The 16,716-nt window shown below is 66.5% G+C and carries 16 protein-coding genes; 12 read left to right on the plus strand and 4 right to left on the minus strand.

Translation table 11 applies throughout. From position 1 onward, the window contains the following. The first annotated feature begins 2 nt into the window (after positions 1 to 2). From JNO53_RS00610 to trxB, 7 genes are all read left to right on the plus strand, one after another. Entirely contained in the window at positions 3 to 974 is a 972-nt protein-coding gene (locus tag JNO53_RS00610) for a hypothetical protein (protein WP_203106855.1), read from the plus strand. Then, complete coding sequence (locus tag JNO53_RS00615) at positions 962 to 1,867, plus strand: transposase (RefSeq protein WP_203106856.1); 906 nt, start codon at positions 962 to 964, stop codon at positions 1,865 to 1,867. The genes JNO53_RS00610 and JNO53_RS00615 overlap by 13 nt, the downstream gene beginning before the upstream one ends. Before the next feature lie 228 nt (positions 1,868 to 2,095). Next, a complete protein-coding gene (otsB, locus tag JNO53_RS00620; protein WP_203106857.1) occupies positions 2,096 to 2,839 on the plus strand; it encodes a trehalose-phosphatase in 744 nt (247 codons plus the stop codon). Then, positions 2,824 to 4,638: a glycoside hydrolase family 15 protein gene (locus JNO53_RS00625; protein ID WP_203106858.1), complete on the plus strand. Its 1,815-nt coding sequence runs from the start codon at positions 2,824 to 2,826 to the stop codon at positions 4,636 to 4,638. The genes otsB and JNO53_RS00625 overlap by 16 nt, the downstream gene beginning before the upstream one ends. Continuing rightward, positions 4,635 to 6,026 carry a trehalose-6-phosphate synthase gene (locus tag JNO53_RS00630; protein WP_203107802.1) on the plus strand — a complete coding sequence of 464 codons (1,392 nt, stop codon included), beginning with the start codon at positions 4,635 to 4,637 and terminating at the stop codon, positions 6,024 to 6,026. The genes JNO53_RS00625 and JNO53_RS00630 overlap by 4 nt, the downstream gene beginning before the upstream one ends. Before the next feature lie 44 nt (positions 6,027 to 6,070). Continuing rightward, positions 6,071 to 6,862: a tyrosine-protein phosphatase gene (locus JNO53_RS00635; protein WP_203106859.1), complete on the plus strand. Its 792-nt coding sequence runs from the start codon at positions 6,071 to 6,073 to the stop codon at positions 6,860 to 6,862. Between the two features lie 46 nt (positions 6,863 to 6,908). Further along, positions 6,909 to 7,883, plus strand: a complete 975-nt coding sequence (trxB, locus tag JNO53_RS00640) for a thioredoxin-disulfide reductase (RefSeq protein WP_203106860.1) — start codon at positions 6,909 to 6,911, stop codon at positions 7,881 to 7,883. An 81-nt stretch (positions 7,884 to 7,964) separates the two neighbouring features. On the opposite strand, the gene JNO53_RS00645 is transcribed toward trxB, so the two are convergent. The 3 genes from JNO53_RS00645 to JNO53_RS00655 form a co-directional block, all read right to left on the minus strand. Continuing rightward, the gene (locus JNO53_RS00645) at positions 7,965 to 8,402 is read right to left on the minus strand and encodes an MAPEG family protein (protein WP_203106861.1); all 438 of its coding nucleotides are present in this window, start codon (positions 8,400 to 8,402) and stop codon (positions 7,965 to 7,967) included. Beyond that, positions 8,399 to 8,845 (minus strand): MAPEG family protein, encoded by a 447-nt coding sequence (locus tag JNO53_RS00650; RefSeq protein WP_203106862.1) that lies wholly within the window; start codon positions 8,843 to 8,845, stop codon positions 8,399 to 8,401. The genes JNO53_RS00645 and JNO53_RS00650 overlap by 4 nt, the downstream gene beginning before the upstream one ends. Positions 8,846 to 8,923: 78 nt before the next feature. Further along, the gene (locus JNO53_RS00655; protein WP_203106863.1) at positions 8,924 to 9,880 is read right to left on the minus strand and encodes a threonine ammonia-lyase; all 957 of its coding nucleotides are present in this window, start codon (positions 9,878 to 9,880) and stop codon (positions 8,924 to 8,926) included. 84 nt (positions 9,881 to 9,964) lie between these two features. On the opposite strand from JNO53_RS00655, the gene JNO53_RS00660 reads away from it, so the two are divergent. From JNO53_RS00660 to JNO53_RS00680, 5 genes are all read left to right on the plus strand, one after another. Continuing rightward, complete coding sequence (locus tag JNO53_RS00660; protein ID WP_203106864.1) at positions 9,965 to 11,176, plus strand: saccharopine dehydrogenase family protein; 1,212 nt, start codon at positions 9,965 to 9,967, stop codon at positions 11,174 to 11,176. 2 nt (positions 11,177 to 11,178) lie between these two features. Then, positions 11,179 to 12,318, plus strand: coding sequence for an alpha/beta fold hydrolase (locus JNO53_RS00665; protein ID WP_203107898.1), 1,140 nt, complete (start codon positions 11,179 to 11,181; stop codon positions 12,316 to 12,318). A gap of 4 nt (positions 12,319 to 12,322) precedes the next feature. Beyond that, positions 12,323 to 13,501, plus strand: coding sequence for a carboxynorspermidine decarboxylase (locus tag JNO53_RS00670; RefSeq protein ID WP_203106865.1), 1,179 nt, complete (start codon positions 12,323 to 12,325; stop codon positions 13,499 to 13,501). A gap of 60 nt (positions 13,502 to 13,561) precedes the next feature. After that, positions 13,562 to 14,071 carry a YbjN domain-containing protein gene (locus tag JNO53_RS00675; protein WP_203106866.1) on the plus strand — a complete coding sequence of 170 codons (510 nt, stop codon included), beginning with the start codon at positions 13,562 to 13,564 and terminating at the stop codon, positions 14,069 to 14,071. Positions 14,072 to 14,251: 180 nt separating this feature from the next. Further along, complete coding sequence (locus JNO53_RS00680; RefSeq protein ID WP_203106867.1) at positions 14,252 to 15,454, plus strand: type III PLP-dependent enzyme; 1,203 nt, start codon at positions 14,252 to 14,254, stop codon at positions 15,452 to 15,454. 27 nt (positions 15,455 to 15,481) lie between these two features. On the opposite strand, the gene JNO53_RS00685 is transcribed toward JNO53_RS00680, so the two are convergent. Continuing rightward, positions 15,482 to 16,687: a cell wall hydrolase gene (locus JNO53_RS00685; RefSeq protein ID WP_203106868.1), complete on the minus strand. Its 1,206-nt coding sequence runs from the start codon at positions 16,685 to 16,687 to the stop codon at positions 15,482 to 15,484. Positions 16,688 to 16,716: the final 29 nt, after the last annotated feature.

Genomic DNA, 16,716 nt, shown 5'->3' on the forward strand with positions numbered 1-16,716 from the left:
CGATGCGGATCGATTCGGCGACCGCAGCGCTGCGGAGCGACGGCGCTCTGCAGCGCGACGCGCAGGCGCGGCTCGAGCGCGTCAAGGCCGCATGGCTGGCGGAGCCCGGCACGGCGACGGTGTTGCAGGCCCTCGAGCGCTACGGAGAGGGCGCGGCGCTAGCCGACTGCGCACCGCTCGGGGCGCTCGTATCGGAGATCGGGGTTGCGCGCAGGCTCATAGGACGGCTGATGGGCGGGATGATCGGGGGGCTGCGCGAGAACCCGTTCGGCCATGTCCCGTTCCGGCATCAGTATGTCGATGGCCTCGCCATGCTCCAGCTCGCGCAGTCGGGCAGGGCGACGCTCTCGCTGCTGCAGTACGCTCCGCCTGAGAGCGGGACCGCACCGGATTCGGTATGCTTCACCGATGGGGAGCGGCATGAGATCTGCCTGGCGGGCGCGGCGCAGGCGCGGCGCGTGACAGTTACGGGCGGTCGTCCGGACAAGGCGGAGCTGGCCTGCAGCGGCATCCGCATCGCTGCTGGCTCGTGCCTCTCCTTTTCCGGATTGCAGGAGACGAAGCTTGTCGACCGGGTCGAGGGAAGACTGGTCATGCTGCGCCTTTCGCGTCCGGCCGCCACGCCGTTGCCGAGCGTGGAATACCGTCTCGCTGACGGCGCACTGCTGCACCGGGCGGCAGGGGAATGCCGCGAGAGCCGGCAGGAGCTGATGCTGGCGGTGCTCGGCGCGATGCAACGCCGCGATGCCGCGCCCGCGATCGCTCGCCTGGCCCGGACGGGCAGCGAGAGCCTGCGTTGGCAGGCGCTGCGCGAATGCCTCGCGCTCGACAGCGCGGAAGGCTTCCGGCAGTTGTCAGGCATCTCGCGCGACGCGGCCGATCCGCTGCACGGTCCCGCCGGAGCGCTGCGCCGTGATCTGCTCGCCCGATACCCGCAACTTGCGCGCGCGGAGTGTGAACCGTGCCTCGCCTAATCGAAGGGGAGGACCTTGCCTCCTGCTCGCTCGAAGAGGCGGTTCACGCGATCGACGCGGCCGGTTTCGAGCCACGCGAGGAAGATAGCCTGATGCATGCGGCCCGGTGGCTCCGCCGCCTCGGCAACAACGCGACCTTTCTCGGCGACCGCATCGTGACGCAACTCGTCGCCGGTCCTGCGCGTCAGGAGGCGGAGAGTGCCTACGGGCCGCAGGCGATCGTACTTTCGGGCATGCGGAACGGCTTCTTCTTGCGCGCGAACGTATGGCCGTCGGAGCGCGATCACGCTGTCCGCACGAGCGGGGCTCGCAGCTTCGTCTACGGCATCCCGCACGATCACAACTTCGATTTCCTGACCATCGGCTACTTTGGCCCCGGTTATCGCAGCGACTACTACGAATACGACTACGCAGCGGTTGCGGGTCGATGCGGCGAGACGGCGGGTCTACAGTTCGTGGAGCGCAGTGCTCTCAGCCCTGGCAAGCTGACGCATTACCGTGCGCACCGCGACGTTCACCGCCAGTTGCCGCCCGAAAGCCTATCCGTGTCACTCAACGTGGTCGCTGCGGAGCCGTCCGCAGGCTGGTTCGATCAGTACGGTTTCGACGTCGAGGCGGACACCGTAACAGGCGTGCTCAATCCGACTTCGACCGAGGTATTCCTGCGCCTGGCCGTGGGAATGGGCGGGGCCGAGGCGCTGGATTTGGCCGAGCGGTTCGGCAGGACCCACCCCAGCGACCGCCTCCGCCTCGCGTGTTTCGAAGCGAAAGCGACACTGGCGGCGGTGCCGGCAAACGCCGACGCCATCTGGCGCGAGGCTGAACTCTGCGGCAGCCGCTTGGTCGCCGAAGAAGCGCGTTCGCGCCGCCGGATGCTGTCGTTGACGGCGTAGGCCGCGTGAATCCGTGTGAGCTGTCCGTCATCCCAACGAAAGCTGGGATCGGGTGCCGCACAGATCGAGCTCAGGGCAAGCGATCCCAGCTTTCGCTGGGATGACAGCTACGAGGTGGTCGTTCCCTCTCCGCAGGAAAACGCCCTGCCGCGGCGCGCCTGGGTCGCGCCACCGGGAAGTCGTATTCACGTTTGACCTCGCGCGCCGCACCGGTAAGAGGCAGCGCGGATGAGCGATGCGATCGACCTTCCTCCGCCGCCCCCGCTCGATCGGCTGGCAGGCGAGCGCGAGATCGCGGTGTTTCTCGACTTCGACGGCACGCTCGTTGATCTGGCCCATACGCCGGGCGCGATCGTGGTACCGCCCGACCTTGGCAGCCGGTTGCGCACTCTGGCGGAGCGGCTCGACGGGCGGCTTGCCCTGATCTCGGGCCGTTCGCTGGAAGACCTCGGCGGGCATTGCCCGATCGACGGCATTGCATGCGCGGGCTCCCACGGTGCGGCGCGCCGTGACGCTGCGGGGATGGCGCTGGGAGAACCCGCTGTCGCGATGGCGCCCGAGGCTCTGGATGCCCTGCGCACCGGCGCTCGCGAGTTCGGCCTGATGCTGGAGGCAAAACCTCACGGCGCCGCGCTCCATTACCGAACGCGCCCGGAGCGCGCAGACCTGGCGCGAACGTTGGCCGACGAGGTCGCCGCGCGTTTCGAACTGGCAATCAAGCCCGGCAAGGGCGTGGTCGAGCTTACGCAGACCGGTGCCGACAAGGGCGGGGCGGTCCGCGCTTTCCTCGCGCTGTCGCCTTTCGCCGGGGCGCTGCCAGTGTTCATCGGCGACGACGTGACCGATGAGGACGGCATGGCGGCCTGCGAGGAAGCCGGCGGCTTCGGCATCCTCGTCGGCGACCGCACGCCCACTACGGCACGTTATCGCCTGCCCCACGTTTCCGCCGTCTATGAATGGTTGAGCCTGTGACCGATCCGAACCAAGCCTCGCTCGAACTCTGGCCCATCGGAAACTGCCAGGTCAGCGGCCTGATCGACACCAAGGGCGCGCTCGTCTGGGGCTGCGTGCCCCGGGTGGACGGTGACCCGGTGTTCTGCTCGCTGCTGAACGGCGACCGGCAGGATCTCGGCGCATGGCGCTTCGAACTCGAAGGGCAGGTTTCGGCCACCCAGCACTATGAGCGGAATACGCCGATCCTGGTCACCCGTCTGGAGGCGGAGGACGGCAGCGCGGTCGAGATCCGCGACTTCTGTCCGCGTTTCGAGCGCTCGGGACGCATGTACCGCCCGGTGGCCTACGTTCGCATCGTTCATCCGGTTGCGGGCACGCCGCGGATGAAGGTCATGCTGCGTCCGGCGCGCGACTACGGCGCGCAGCTCGCCGAGACCACCAACGGCACGAACCACATCCGCTATCTCGTCGGCGGGCAGGCCATGCGCCTGAGCACAGACGCACCGGTCGGCTATGTCCTTTCGGGCCGGAGCTACCGGGTCGAGAGCGACCAGCACTTCTTCCTCGGCCCGGACGAGCCGTTCTCCGGCAACCTGCGGGCCGAGCTGCGCCAGATGGACGAGCAGACGCGCAAGTACTGGACCCTGTGGGTCCGCGGCCTGCACATTCCGCTCGAATGGCAGGACGAGGTGATCCGCTGCGCCATCGCGCTGAAGCTGTGCCAGCACGAGGAGACCGGCGCGATCGTCGCCGCGCTGACGACCTCGATACCCGAAGCGCCGCACAGCGAGCGGAACTGGGATTATCGCTATTGCTGGATCCGCGATTCCTACTTCACCGTTCAGGCGCTCAACCGGATCGGCGCGCTCGACGTGCTGGAGAAGTATCTCTCGTACCTGCGCAACATCGTCGATTCGGCGCATGGCGGGCAGATTCAGCCGCTCTATTCGGTGATGGGCGACAGCATGCTCGAGGAAAGCACCGCGGCTCATCTGGCCGGATATCGGGGAATGGGCCCGGTGCGTGTCGGTAATGCGGCCTATTTCCAGGTCCAGCACGATTGCTACGGCCAGATCGTCATGCCGACCGCGCAGGCGTTCTTCGACCGGCGGCTGCTGCGCATGGCCGACGAACACGACTTCGCCAGCCTCGAGAAAGTGGGCGAGATGGCGTGGAAGATGCACGACCAGCCCGATGCCGGTCTCTGGGAGTTCCGCACCCGGCAAGAGGTCCACACGTACTCCGCCGTCATGTGCTGGGCCGCCTGCGATCGCCTGGCCAACGTCGCGGCGCATCTCGGCCGGGAAGACCGGCGCAAGCTCTGGCGCGAACGGGCGGATGCGATCCACGACCGGATCGAGCGCGAGGCCTGGGTCGAAAGCGAGGATGGCGGCCATTATGGCGCCAGCTTCCAGAGCGACTATCTCGACGCGAGTCTGCTGCAGATGGTCGAGCTGCGGTTCCTGCGGCCCGACGATCCGCGTTTCCGCACGACCTTCGCCGCTATCGAGAAGGCTCTTCGCCGCGGTGAGCATATGCTGCGCTATGCCAGCGAGGATGACTTCGGACTGCCCGAAACCGCCTTCAACGTCTGCACCTTCTGGCTGATCGAGGCGCTCCACATGGCCGGCCGCGACGAGGAGGCGCGCGGCCTGTTCGAGACGATGCTGTCCCATCGCACAGCCTCCGGAATGCTCTCGGAAGACCTCGATTTCGACACTGGCGAACTGTGGGGGAACTTCCCCCAGACCTACTCGCTTGTAGGGATAATCAACTGCGCCGGCCTTTTGTCCAAACCGTGGAGTGAAGTGCGATAAGTCGTCTCGTCGTTATCTCGAATCGCGTTGCCGTCCCCAAAGCTCGAGGGGCCGCTGGCGCCCAGGGAGGATTGGCGGGCGCGCTCAATGCGGCGCTCAAGAAGCACGGGGGCATCTGGTTCGGCTGGTCCGGACAGGAGTGCGAAGAGTTCAGCGGCAATCTGAACGTCCAGCGTAGCGGCGGCGTGACGACGGCTACGGTCGACCTGCCGCATCAGGACGTCGAGGAATACTACAACGGCTATGCGAACTCCACGCTATGGCCGCTGTTCCACTTCCGCCTCGACCTGACCGAATACGAACGCGAGACGGGCAGGGGCTACGAACGGGTCAACGAGCGGTTTGCCGACAGTGTCGCGCCGCTGATCGAGCCTGACGATCTCGTCTGGGTCCACGACTATCATTTGATCCCGCTCGGCGCGCGCCTGCGCTCGCGAGGGCTGAAGAACCGGATCGGATTTTTCCTCCACACGCCCTGGCCGCCGACGCGGCTGTTCGTCTCGCTGCCGTTCCACGAGCGGCTGGTGCAGACGATGCTCGAGTACGACCTGATCGGCTTCCAGACCGAGGAATGGCTCGAGAGTTTCGTCCATTACTGCGAGAAGGCGCTCGGCGCCGAGGTGGACGAGGCGACCGGGACGATCACCTATGAAGGTCGCAAGACCGTCGCGCGCGCCTATCCGATCGGGATCGACTACGATCATGTGCGGGCGCAGGCCGACACCGGCGAGGCCAGGCAGGCCGCGCAGCGATTGCTGTCGAGCACGCGGCGGCGCACGGCTATGATCGGCGTCGACCGGCTCGACTATTCCAAGGGATTGCCGGAGAGGATAGACGGCATCGGGCGCTTCTTCGACAACTATCCGGAGCGCGTGCGCGATCTCGTATTCATCCAGATCGCACCGCCGAGCCGCGAGAACGTCGAATCCTACCAGGACATCCGTGCCACGCTCGAACAGAAGATCGGCCAGATCAATGGTGCGCGTACCGAAGTCGACATCGTGCCGATCCGCTACGTAAACCGGGGCCACACACTGGCCGAGCTATGCGGGTTCTACCAGGCGGCGAAGATCGGGTTGGTGACGCCGCTGCGCGACGGAATGAATCTCGTCGCCAAGGAGTACGTCGCGGCGCAGGATCCGGAGGATCCCGGCGTCCTGATCCTGTCCCGCTTCGCCGGGGCCGCGCTGCAACTGAAGGACGCGGTTCTCGTCAACCCGCACAGCCCCGACGACCTCTCGCACGCGATCCACACCGCACTCGACATGCCGCTCGAGGAACGCCGGCGCCGGTGGGAAGGCATGATCGAGACGGTCGCCAACGACAACGTCCAGCGCTGGACGGAGAGCTTCACGTCCGATCTCGCGGGACGCGAAGCGGAGCGCTGACACCGGCTTGTGCCGCGCCGGGTGAGATGGCAGGGCCTCGTTCCATGGACCAACAACGCGTCGTCGCGCTGGAAGGCGTGCACAATTTCCGCGACTACGGCGGCTATGCAGTGGCGGGCGGAGGGCGTCTGCGGAGCGGACTGCTCTACCGTTCCGGCCAGCATGTCGGGGCGAGCGATGCCGATCTCGCGAAGATCGACGCGCTCGGGCTCCGGCACGTAATCGATTTTCGCGGGGTAAGCGAACGGCAGAGCTATCCCTGCCGGCGGGCAGACGGTTTTTGCGCCGAAGTCATCGCTTACGAGGGGGAGACCGCCAATCTCGCCCCGCATGTGGAAGCCGCGGGCGGCGTACTGACGCGAGAAGGGGCGCATCGGGCGATGGAGCGCATCTACCGCAACCTGCCCAACCGGGAGCCGGTGCTGTGGGTTATGCGGCAGTATTTCGCCACCCTCGCGCGAGGGCCCGATGAAGGGGGCGGGGCGAGCCTCGTTCACTGCCTCGCGGGCAAGGACCGGACGGGCATGGCGGTGGCGCTGCTTCACCATGCCCTCGGCGTTCATCCGGCCGATGCGATGGAGGATTTTCTCCTCACCAACACGGCCGGCAATATCGAGGCGCGCGTGGCCGCGGGCGGCGAGACGATCCGCGCGAAATACGGCGCGGTCGACGACGAGACGATCCGCGTGTTGATGGGGGTCGACGCGCGCTATCTCCACGCCATGCGCAAAGCTGTGGAGGAGGCGCACGGCTCGCTCGACGCCTTCCTCACCGATGTGCTGGAGGTAGACGAAGCCCGGCGTGAGGCGCTGCGCTTGCATCTCGTCGAAGCCTGACCCACCTGAGGGTCGGATCGTTATTCAATCGGAACGGAAATCTCGCATGGCTATCCACCGCACGAAGATGCTCATCATCGGCTCCGGCCCCGCGGGCCTTTCGGCCGCGATCTACGGTGCGCGCGCGATGATGGAGCCGATCGTGGTGCAGGGCCTCCAGCCCGGCGGTCAGCTCACGATCACGACCGACGTCGAGAACTATCCCGGCTTCAAGGACGTGATCCAGGGCCCGTGGCTGATGCAGGAGATGCAGGCCCAGGCCGAGCATGTCGGGACGCGGATGATGTGGGACACGATCGTCTCGGTCGAGGTCGACAAGGGCCCGCCCTTCCGCGCCATCGGCGACAGCGGCGACGAGTACATCGGCGACACGCTGGTGATCGCGACCGGTGCGCAGGCCAAGTGGCTCGGCGTTCCCGGCGAGCAGGAATTGGGCGGCAAGGGCGTGTCGGCCTGCGCGACTTGCGACGGGTTCTTCTATCGCGGCAAGAAAGTCGCGGTGATCGGCGGCGGCAACACCGCGGTCGAGGAAGCGCTCTACCTGACCAACCATTCCGACGACGTCACGCTGATCCACCGCCGCGACGAACTGCGCGCGGAAAAGATACTGCAGGAACGGCTGTTCAAATCGGACAAGATCTCGACGCTTTGGAACAAGGCGGTCGAGAGCTTCGAAGGCGATCCGCTTGCAGGCGGCCTGACGCACCTCGTGCTCAAGGACACGGTGACCGGCGAGACCTCGAAGCTGGAAGTGGACGGTGCCTTCGTCGCCATCGGCCACGCGCCTGCGACCGAGCTTTTCAAGGGCAAGCTCGAGATGGACGGGAGCGGCTATCTGATCGTCGAACCGGGCACGCCGAAGACCGCGATTCCCGGTGTCTTCGCCTGCGGCGACGTGATGGACCACACTTACCGCCAGGCGGTGACGGCGGCGGGGACGGGCTGCATGGCCGCCCTCGACGCCGAACGCTTCCTCGCGACGCTGGAGTTCGCGAAGCACGAGGCCGAAGCGGCGGAGTGAATCCGAAGTCCCCGCGCAGGCGGGGACCTCATGCCGCCTGTGGAGTCAGCGGCCTGGATCCCGTCTTCGCGGGGGATCAGGTTAACTCAGCCCAAACACCGCCATCGCCGCGTGGACGATCAAGGCGATAAGCACCAGGCTCGACAGGGCGAACAGCACGAAGCGCACCATCACCTTGTTCGCGGTCGCCTGCACCAGCGAATGGATCACCCGCAGGCCGACGTAGATCCACGCGAGCAGCGCGTTCATCCCGTCGCCCTGGCCGATGATCGCAAGGACCAGGCCGACCGCATAGAACACGGTCGGTGCTTCGTGCAGGTGATTGTAGTTGTGCGCCTTCCACTGCACCTGCGGCGGCAGGACACGATCGAGCGACGCCTCTGGATCGCGCGTCATCGCGTCGGGGTCGATCTTGGCGCGGCTCATCGCCGGAATGCGCGTCGCATACATCCACAGCCACATGACCATCATCCACGCCATCAGCGCAACGAGCGGTTGGAGGATCGCCATGCCGATCATACGGCGACTCCCGGATCGGCAAACAGCGTCAGCGCCAGCGCGCTGATCGTCAGGACGATCAGGCAGGCAGTCGCGAGAATGAACAGCAGGAACCGCACGTTCACCTTGTTGACCGTCGCCTGCCAGATCGAATGGACCACGCGGATCGCGACATAGGCCCAGGCGAACAGCACATCGTGTGCATGCGGGCCCATGATCGCGAGGATGACCACGACGGCGTAGAACAGCGTCGGCTGTTCGAGCAGGTGCGTGTAGTTGTGCGACTTCCAGTTGATCCGGTCGTCGATCACGCCTTCCAGATCCTGCCCGCGGCCGCCCGGCTTGGCATTGGCCATTCCGCCGATCTGCTTGAGCGCCGGCAGCCGGGTCGCGGCCACCCAGACGAGCATGACGAGCGTCCAGGCCGCAAGAACGGCGGCGGGTGCGAGTATCTGTGCCTGCATCGTGAATTCCCCCTCAGCCGACCCGGCGCGAGACTGCGACGGGGAGGGGGCGATGTCAAACCCCGGCGCCGCGCGCCGCTATCCGGCGATGGTCTGCGCGAAGCTCGCCGGATCGCAGTTGCCGCCGGTGAGCATGACCACGGTATCCGCCACGGCCGGCACTTTCCCCGCAAGAACGGCGGCCAGCGCGGCCGCGCCGCCCGGTTCGACCACCAGCTTGAGCCGGGCGAAGGCGAAGCGCTGCGCGGCGCGAACCTCGTCGTCGGTCACGGCCACGCCGGGCTCGCTCCTGCCGCGCAGGACGTCGAGGTCGATCGGCGCGCTGGCCGTGGGCTGGAGCGCGTCGCAGATCGTCGCCGGCGCATCGGGCGCGGCGCGGACGATCCCGCCCGCCGCCAGGCTCTGCCCGACCATGTCCCAGCCCACGGGCTCGGCCGGAACGATGCGGGAGGAAGGGCAGGCGAGGGCGAGCCCCGCGCTCAGGCCGCCGCCGCCGCAGGGTGCGACGATCCGGAACGGTTCCCGTCCAAGCTGTTCGGTAATCTCGATGCCCGCGCTGCCCTGACCCTCGATCACCCACGGATCGGCGAAGGCGTGGACCAGCACCGCGCCGCGCCGCTCGACCTCGCGCGCGGCGACTTCGTCGCGGTCCTCGCCCGGCCGGTCGTAGAGCACGATCTCGGCCCCGAGCGCACGGGTCGCCTCGAGCTTCACCTTCGGCGCATCGCGCGGCATGACGATGGTTGCCTTCATGCCCAGCCGCCGTGCCGCCCAGGCGACGCCCTGTGCATGATTGCCGCTGGAGACCGCGACCACGCCTCGGCCGCGCTCCTCCTCGCTCAGGTCGCTCAGCCGGTGCCAGGCGCCTCGGATCTTGAACGCGCCGATCGGCTGCAGCACCTCCGCCTTGGCCCATAGCCGCGTGCCCTCGATGTCGAATGGCAGCAGCGGCGTGGGCGGGAGGATTTCCGCGATCTTCGCGGCGGCGCGCAGCACACCGTCTCGAGTGGGCGTTCGAATCGGTTCCTGGATCATGTTGCCCTGCTAGCGCATTTCCCTATGTGAGCGAGCATTCAGGAGTCCACGCAGGGGCTCGAGCGAAAGAGAAGCGGAGTAACTATGTCGAAAGTGCTGGTAATCGGTGCGGGCGGGGTCAGCTCCGTCTGCGTGCACAAGATGGCGATGAACCCCGACATCTTCAGCCAAATCCACCTCGCGAGCCGCACCAAGGCCAAGTGCGATGCGATCGCCGAATCGGTCAAGCAGCGCACCGGCCAGGAGGTTTCGACTTACGAGATCGACGCCGAGGAAGTTCCGGCGATGGTCAACCTGATTCGCAAGATCGGGCCGAGCCTGGTGGTCAATCTCGCGCTTCCTTATCAGGACCTGCCGATCATGGATGCGTGCCTGGAGGCTGGCGTCGATTACCTCGACACCGCGAACTACGAGCCGAAGGACGAGGCGAAGTTCGAGTACAAGTGGCAGTGGGCCTACCACGACCGCTTCAAGGACGCCGGGATCATGGCGCTGCTGGGCAGCGGCTTCGATCCGGGCGTGACCAGCGTCTTCACCATGTGGCTCAAGAAGCACAAGCTGAAGACCATCCGCCAGCTCGACATTCTCGACTGCAACGGCGGCGACCACGGCCAGCATTTCGCGACCAACTTCAATCCGGAGATCAACATCCGCGAAGTGACCGCGCCCGCGCGCCACTGGGAAAACGGCCAGTGGGTCGAAACTCCCGCGATGTCTGAGAAGGTCGAGTTCGACTTCGAGGCGGTCGGCCCGAAGAACATGTACATGATGTATCACGAGGAGCTGGAAAGCCTCGCGAAGTTCGTCCCCGAACTGGAGCGCGCGCGCTTCTGGATGACCTTCGGCGACCAGTACATCACGCATCTGACCGTGCTGCAGAACGTCGGCATGACCGCGATCGAGCCGATCCGTTATCAGGGCAAGGACATCATTCCGCTCCAGTTCCTCGCCGCCGTCCTGCCCAAGCCGGAGACGCTGGGCGAGACGACCAAGGGCAAGACCAACATCGGCGTCATCGCGACCGGCGAGGCGCTCGACGGATCGGGTGAGAAGACGTTCTACATCAACAATATCTGCGACCACGAGGATGCCTACGAGGAGACCGGCAACCAGGCCGTCAGCTACACCACCGGCGTCCCCGCCATGATCGGCAGCGCCATGGTGCTGCAGGGCAAATGGAAGGGCGAGGGCGTGTTCAACATGGAAGAATTCGACCCGGATCCCTTCATGGACATGTTGAACGACCACGGCCTGCCCTGGAACGTGAAGGAGCTCGACGGACCGGTAGGCTTCTGATCGTGATCAAAGCCGTTCTGACCGCGGCTGCGGCGTTGGTGGCCGCATTCTGCCTTCCAGCGTCGGCGGCCGAGCCCGCGAGCGATCCCTACGCTCCGGCGCGCGAGATCATCGCGGACATGAACCGGATCGTGACGCCGAACGGCGTCCAGGAAACCTTCGTCGCCACGCTCGGCGGCGCGAAGCAGGTCGTCAACGTTCGCGGGACCGACCGCGACAACCCGATCCTGGTCTTCGTCCACGGCGGGCCGGGCGCGGTCGAGATGCCGTTCGCCTGGACGTTCCAGCGCCCGTGGGAGGACTTCTTCACCGTCGTCCATTACGACCAGCGCGGTGCCGGACGGTCCTATCCGCTGAACCCGCAGGAGGCGCTCGCGCCGACCATGACGCTGGAGCGCTACCGCGACGACGCCATCGAACTGATCGAGCTGCTGCAGGAGCGTTATGGCAAGCGCAAGGTCCTGCTGATGGGGCATAGCTGGGGCTCGTTCGTGGGGCTGGCGGTTGCATTGGAGCGGCCCGACCTGCTCCACGCCTATGTCGGGGTCGGGCAGGGCATCGATTTTCGCGAAGGCGAGAAAGTCGGCATGGCCTGGACGCGGGCCAAGGCGCTGGCTGCGGGCGACGAGGAAGCGGTCGCCGCGATCGATGCGCTCGCACCCTATCCGATGGCGGGCCCGTTCACGATCGATCAGGCCGACGGCTGGCGCAAGTACGCGATGCCGTACGGGTCGCTGCTCTACAACCGCCCGCCCGCGGAGACGCTGTATTTCCACCAGCCGCGCCTGTCGCCGCTTTACTCCGCAGCGGATCGCAAGGCGTGGGGCGAGGGCAGTGTCTTCACGGTGACGACGCTCTGGCCTCGCCTCGCCGATGTCAGCTTCGCGGAGGTCGATCGGGTCGAGGTGCCGCTGGTGTTCCTCCTCGGGCGGCACGACTATACCGTGCCTTCGCCCGTCGCGGCCGAGTGGCTTGAAGAGGTCCAGGCGCCTTCCAAGGAACTGGTCTGGTTCGAGCATTCGGCGCACATGCCGATGTTCGAGGAGCCCGGCCTGTTCTTCGCCGCGCTGCTGCGCGAAGTGGTTCCGCTTGCCGAGGGCGCAACGCAAGCGTCCGCGACTGCCTATCCGAAAGGTTCCTGAGCCGATGGAAACCAGAGCCGGCGATCCGGGCGCGTTCGCCCATTTCGACCTTCACCGTGTCGACAGCCCAGCCTTCGTCGTCGATGCGGCGAAGCTGCGCGCGAACCTGCAGGTGCTTGCCGATATCCGCGATGCGGCGGACATCAAGGTGCTCGCCGCGCTCAAGGCGTTCTCGATGTGGAGCGTCGCGCCGATCGTCGGCGAATATCTCGACGGCGTGTGCACCTCGGGCCTGTGGGAAGCGCGGCTGGCGAGCGAGTTCTACGACGGTGAGATCGCGACTTATTCGGCGGCCTACAAGCCGGACGAGCTGGAGGAAGTCTGCCGCCTTTCGGATCACGTGATCTTCAACTCGCCTGGCCAGCTCGAGCGCGCGGCGCTCATCCTCGAGCAGGCGCTGGCGAGCGGGCAGGACTTCGACGTGGGGCTGCGGATCAATCCGCTGTGCCCCTGCGGTGACGTGCCGCGTTACGATCCCTCGTCGCCCGGCTCGCGGCTCGGCTTCCCGATCGACCAGCTCACGCCCGAGATCATGGAGCAGGTCAACGGTATCCACTTTCACAACCTGTGCGAGCAGGACTTCGAGCCGCTCCGGCGCACCTGGGACACGGTGTTCGACGCGATCGAGCCCTGGTTCGGGCAGCTCAAGTGGATCAACATGGGCGGCGGACATCATATCACCCGCGCCGACTATCAGCGCGAGGAACTCGTCGAGTTCCTGCGTGATGCGAAGGAGGATACCGGGGCCGAGATCTACCTCGAGCCGGGCGAAGCCGTGGCGCTCGATGCCGGGATCCTCGTGGGAACGATCCTCGATTCGATGTGGAACGGCATGCCGCTCGCGGTGACCGACATCTCTGCCACCTGCCACATGCCGGACGTGATCGAGGCGCCTTACCGCCCCGCGATGCTGCACGAGGAGGCCGCAGGCGAAGGCGATCCCGTCCGCCTCGGCGGGCCGTCCTGCCTCGCGGGTGACGTGATCGGCGATTACCGCCTGCCGGTGCCGTGCGAGCCCGGCCACCGAATCGCCTTTCTCGACCAGGCGCACTATTCGATGGTGAAGACCAACACCTTCAACGGCGTCCAGTTGCCCTCGATCTGGCTGTGGGACAGCGACACCGACGCGCTCGAGCGGGTGAAGAGCTTTGACTACGAAGATTTTCGCGACCGGTTGAGTTAGCGGGGGTTGGCGGGGCGGACGGTCCGTGGAAGGATCGCCGCAAGACGTTGGGGAGTGCCGATGCGAAAAGTCCATCTTCTGGCCGCTGCCGTCGTGCTCGCCGGCGGAAACGTGGCGGCTGCGCCGGCGGCACGGGCGCAGGGCTATTCGGCGGAGCGTCTGGTGAAGTCGGTGGACCTCGACGATCTGAAGGCGATCGTCGCATCGCTGGGCCACACCGTCAGCGAGCAGGGTAAGTTCGGCGAGATCAGCCTCTCCGCGACCGATGCCGAGAAGACCAATTACGTCCTCATCGGAACCGCCTGCGACGCCAACGGCGTTCCAGGGTGCCAGGGCGTGATGATGCAGGTTCGGTTCGATCCGGACGAGAGCGTCGACTCCGAAAGCCTCGCGCGGGCCAACCTGTCGCAGGCCGCGGTCAACACCTGGCGTGACCCGGCGAACGGCACGATCGGCGTTACCCGCTACGTCGTGCTCGACCACGGGGTCACCATGGCCAACCTGCGCGAGAATGTGAACGTGCTCCTTTCGCTGACGCCCAGCGTCGTGGACGCGCTTCTCGAGGAATGATCGGGGCACGGATCGCCTCGCCGCACCCCCGTTTCGTCCCTTCTCCGGTTGCAGGGGAAAGCACGAGTTTTCACTTGCGGTTCACGCTGCGAAGCTTATAGGCGCACCCCGCTGCCCCAAGGGGACTTCCTAACCGCAAGGCAGCCTCGTTCGAACTTAACCGTTTGGGGGTCCCTTGAGTTGCACATCCATCCTGACGCCCGGTCTGTAGTTCGCGCTCTCGCGCCGGACGAGCCGGTTATCCTCAATCGCCCGCATGCTGCGGAGCGCGCCGCGCGTTTCTTCGTCGAGAAGTTTCCGGGCAAGTCGCTCTATGCGGTGAAGGCCAATCCTTCGCCCGACCTGCTGCAGATCCTGTGGAATGGCGGGGTGACGCATTTCGACGTCGCCTCGATCGCGGAAGTGCGCCTGGTTCGCGCAATGCTGCCCGAGGCGACGCTGTGCTTCATGCATCCGGTGAAGACGCCGCGCGCGATTCGCGAGGCCTACTTCGAGCACGGGGTGAAGACCTTCAGTCTCGATACGATCGAGGAACTGGCGAAGATCGTCGAGGCGACCACCGCCGAGGACGGCACGCCGGCTGCCGACCTGCGCCTGCTGGTGCGCCTTCGCGTCTCGTCCGACTATTCCGAGCTTAGCCTCGCGTCCAAGTTCGGCGTCGACCTGGTCGACGCTGCACCGCTGCTGCAGGCGACTCGTCAGCATTGCGACTGGCTGGGCGTGTGCTTCCATGTCGGCAGCCAGGCGATGACGCCGTTCGCCTACGTCCAGGCGCTGGAGCGCGTGCGCGCCGCGGTGGCCGAGGCGAGCGTCGTGATCGACGTGGTCGACGTCGGCGGCGGCTTCCCGTCGGTCTATCCGGACATGGAGCCCCCGCCGCTGGAGGACTACTTCGAAGTCATCCACCGGCACTTCGAGAACCTGCCGATCGCCTATAACGCCGAGCTGTGGTGCGAGCCCGGCCGCGCGCTCTGCGCCGAGTATTCCTCGGTCGTCGTGCGGGTCGAGAAGCGCCGGGGGGACGAACTCTACATCAACGACGGCGCATACGGCGCGCTGTTCGACGCGGCCCATGTCGACTGGCGCTTCCCGGTCGCTGCGCTGGAGGACGACTTGCGCGATTCGCCGCAGGAGTTCGCGTTCTACGGGCCGACCTGCGACGATGCCGATTACATGAAGGGCCCCTTCATGCTCCCCGGCGACATCCAGGCGGGCGACTATATCGAGATCGGCATGCTTGGTGCCTACGGGGCTGCAATGAAGACCGGCTTCAACGGTTTCGGCAACGCGCAGCAGATCGTGGTCGGCGACGAACCGATGGCGAGCCTCTACCGCGGCGACCGCGAGCGCCCGGCGACCGACAACGTGGTGAGCCTGCGCTGAGCAGGCTTCCTGTCCCCACGCGACCGGCTACGGCCTCGCGCGGGGAAGGCAGGTGCCCACGGGCGGTGAGGCGAAGATCCGGCAGTCGAAATAGACCGCCTCGGCATTGCCGTTTCGCGCCGGCAGGAAACTGAAGCGAAGCGCGCGGCGTGCATCATCGGACAAGGGCAACTCGCTCGGAATCGCGGCCGCATCGTCCCAGCCGTAGACTTGGCAATAAACGCCGCCCGGACACAGAGCCCGGGCGCGCTCAACCAGCGTCTGAGGCGAATCTCCGCGCGCTACCAACACGAAATGCACGCCGGGCGTGGGAGAGGCGGGAGATGCGGTCGGTGCATCCGCAGCCGCGGTCGGCTTTTCCTCCGTCTCATGCTTGCCGGCTGCGGTGATGGTGCGGACTGCCGTGCCCTGTTCGGCAAGCCGGGGGAGGAGCAGGTCCGCGGGCCGATCGACCTCCTGCGCCGTCCTGCGCAGCGCCAGGGGGTCGGGCTCGCCGCCCGAATAGCGCGCCGACATCGCCGCGCCGCTTCCCCACCATCCGCGCCAGCGGAAGAACAGGTGCGGCCCGACTGCCGCGATCTTGTCCAGCTCGCCGCTCCAGGCGGGATAGACGTAGTCCGCATGGTAGTGCGTAGCGGTCCCTACCGGCGCGTGTGCGTAACCGCCCAGCGCCTCTTCCGCCCGCTGCCGCGCCGCGCGCCACAGGGTCTCCGAATAGCTGCGCGCGAGCGAGCCGTCGCAGGTGAACGTGAACTGGCATCCGGTAGGTCGCTCCGAGCCCTGGAAGACCACGCCGCAGACCGTATCCGCGAAAGCCGGGTGGCGTACGCGGTTGAGGATCACCTGCATAACTGCCCGCTGATCGGCATCACCCGCGCCGGCCTCGGCCATGGCGGCGAGCGCGAGGCAATCTCGCGCTCGGGCGCGGTCGGTGGAGCTGCCGCGAAAAACAAATGGGCGGGCGGCTGCGGGATCGGTCTCGGCAAAGGGAACCGCGGCATTGCGCTCCCGTGCATCCTCGGCCGGAAGCGTGGAGAGGATCGTGCCCTCGTCCTCGGCGCTGGCCGGGAGGGCATCGAGTGGCGCTGATATGGGGGAGGAGGGAACCGCCTTGATTGCGGGCCGATCGACTACGCCGAACACCACCAGTGCGGCGAAAGCGAGCGCGAGAATTGTGGAGACCGCGTAGAGCGGCGCGTTCTCGCGCAACTGCCCGGATCGGTTCTCGTCCATTGCCGCTATCTAGCGTCGCGAGCGGCGGT

Origin of the sequence: Altererythrobacter sp. C41, from assembly GCF_016803135.1 — a bacterium.
Classification (GTDB): Bacteria; Pseudomonadota; Alphaproteobacteria; order Sphingomonadales; family Sphingomonadaceae; genus Pelagerythrobacter.

Coding starts and splice junctions, on each gene's coding strand:
- JNO53_RS00635 (WP_203106859.1), top strand. CDS start 6,071: ATGGACCAACAACGCGTCGTCGCGCTGGAAGGCGTGCACAATTTCCGC.
- JNO53_RS00675 (WP_203106866.1), top strand. CDS start 13,562: ATGCGAAAAGTCCATCTTCTGGCCGCTGCCGTCGTGCTCGCCGGCGGA.
- trxB (WP_203106860.1), top strand. CDS start 6,909: ATGGCTATCCACCGCACGAAGATGCTCATCATCGGCTCCGGCCCCGCG.
- JNO53_RS00625 (WP_203106858.1), top strand. CDS start 2,824: ATGGTTGAGCCTGTGACCGATCCGAACCAAGCCTCGCTCGAACTCTGG.
- JNO53_RS00660 (WP_203106864.1), top strand. CDS start 9,965: ATGTCGAAAGTGCTGGTAATCGGTGCGGGCGGGGTCAGCTCCGTCTGC.
- JNO53_RS00610 (WP_203106855.1), top strand. CDS start 3: ATGCGGATCGATTCGGCGACCGCAGCGCTGCGGAGCGACGGCGCTCTG.
- JNO53_RS00650 (WP_203106862.1), bottom strand. CDS start 8,845: ATGCAGGCACAGATACTCGCACCCGCCGCCGTTCTTGCGGCCTGGACG.
- otsB (WP_203106857.1), top strand. CDS start 2,096: ATGAGCGATGCGATCGACCTTCCTCCGCCGCCCCCGCTCGATCGGCTG.
- JNO53_RS00655 (WP_203106863.1), bottom strand. CDS start 9,880: ATGATCCAGGAACCGATTCGAACGCCCACTCGAGACGGTGTGCTGCGC.
- JNO53_RS00670 (WP_203106865.1), top strand. CDS start 12,323: ATGGAAACCAGAGCCGGCGATCCGGGCGCGTTCGCCCATTTCGACCTT.
- JNO53_RS00685 (WP_203106868.1), bottom strand. CDS start 16,687: ATGGACGAGAACCGATCCGGGCAGTTGCGCGAGAACGCGCCGCTCTAC.
- JNO53_RS00645 (WP_203106861.1), bottom strand. CDS start 8,402: ATGATCGGCATGGCGATCCTCCAACCGCTCGTTGCGCTGATGGCGTGG.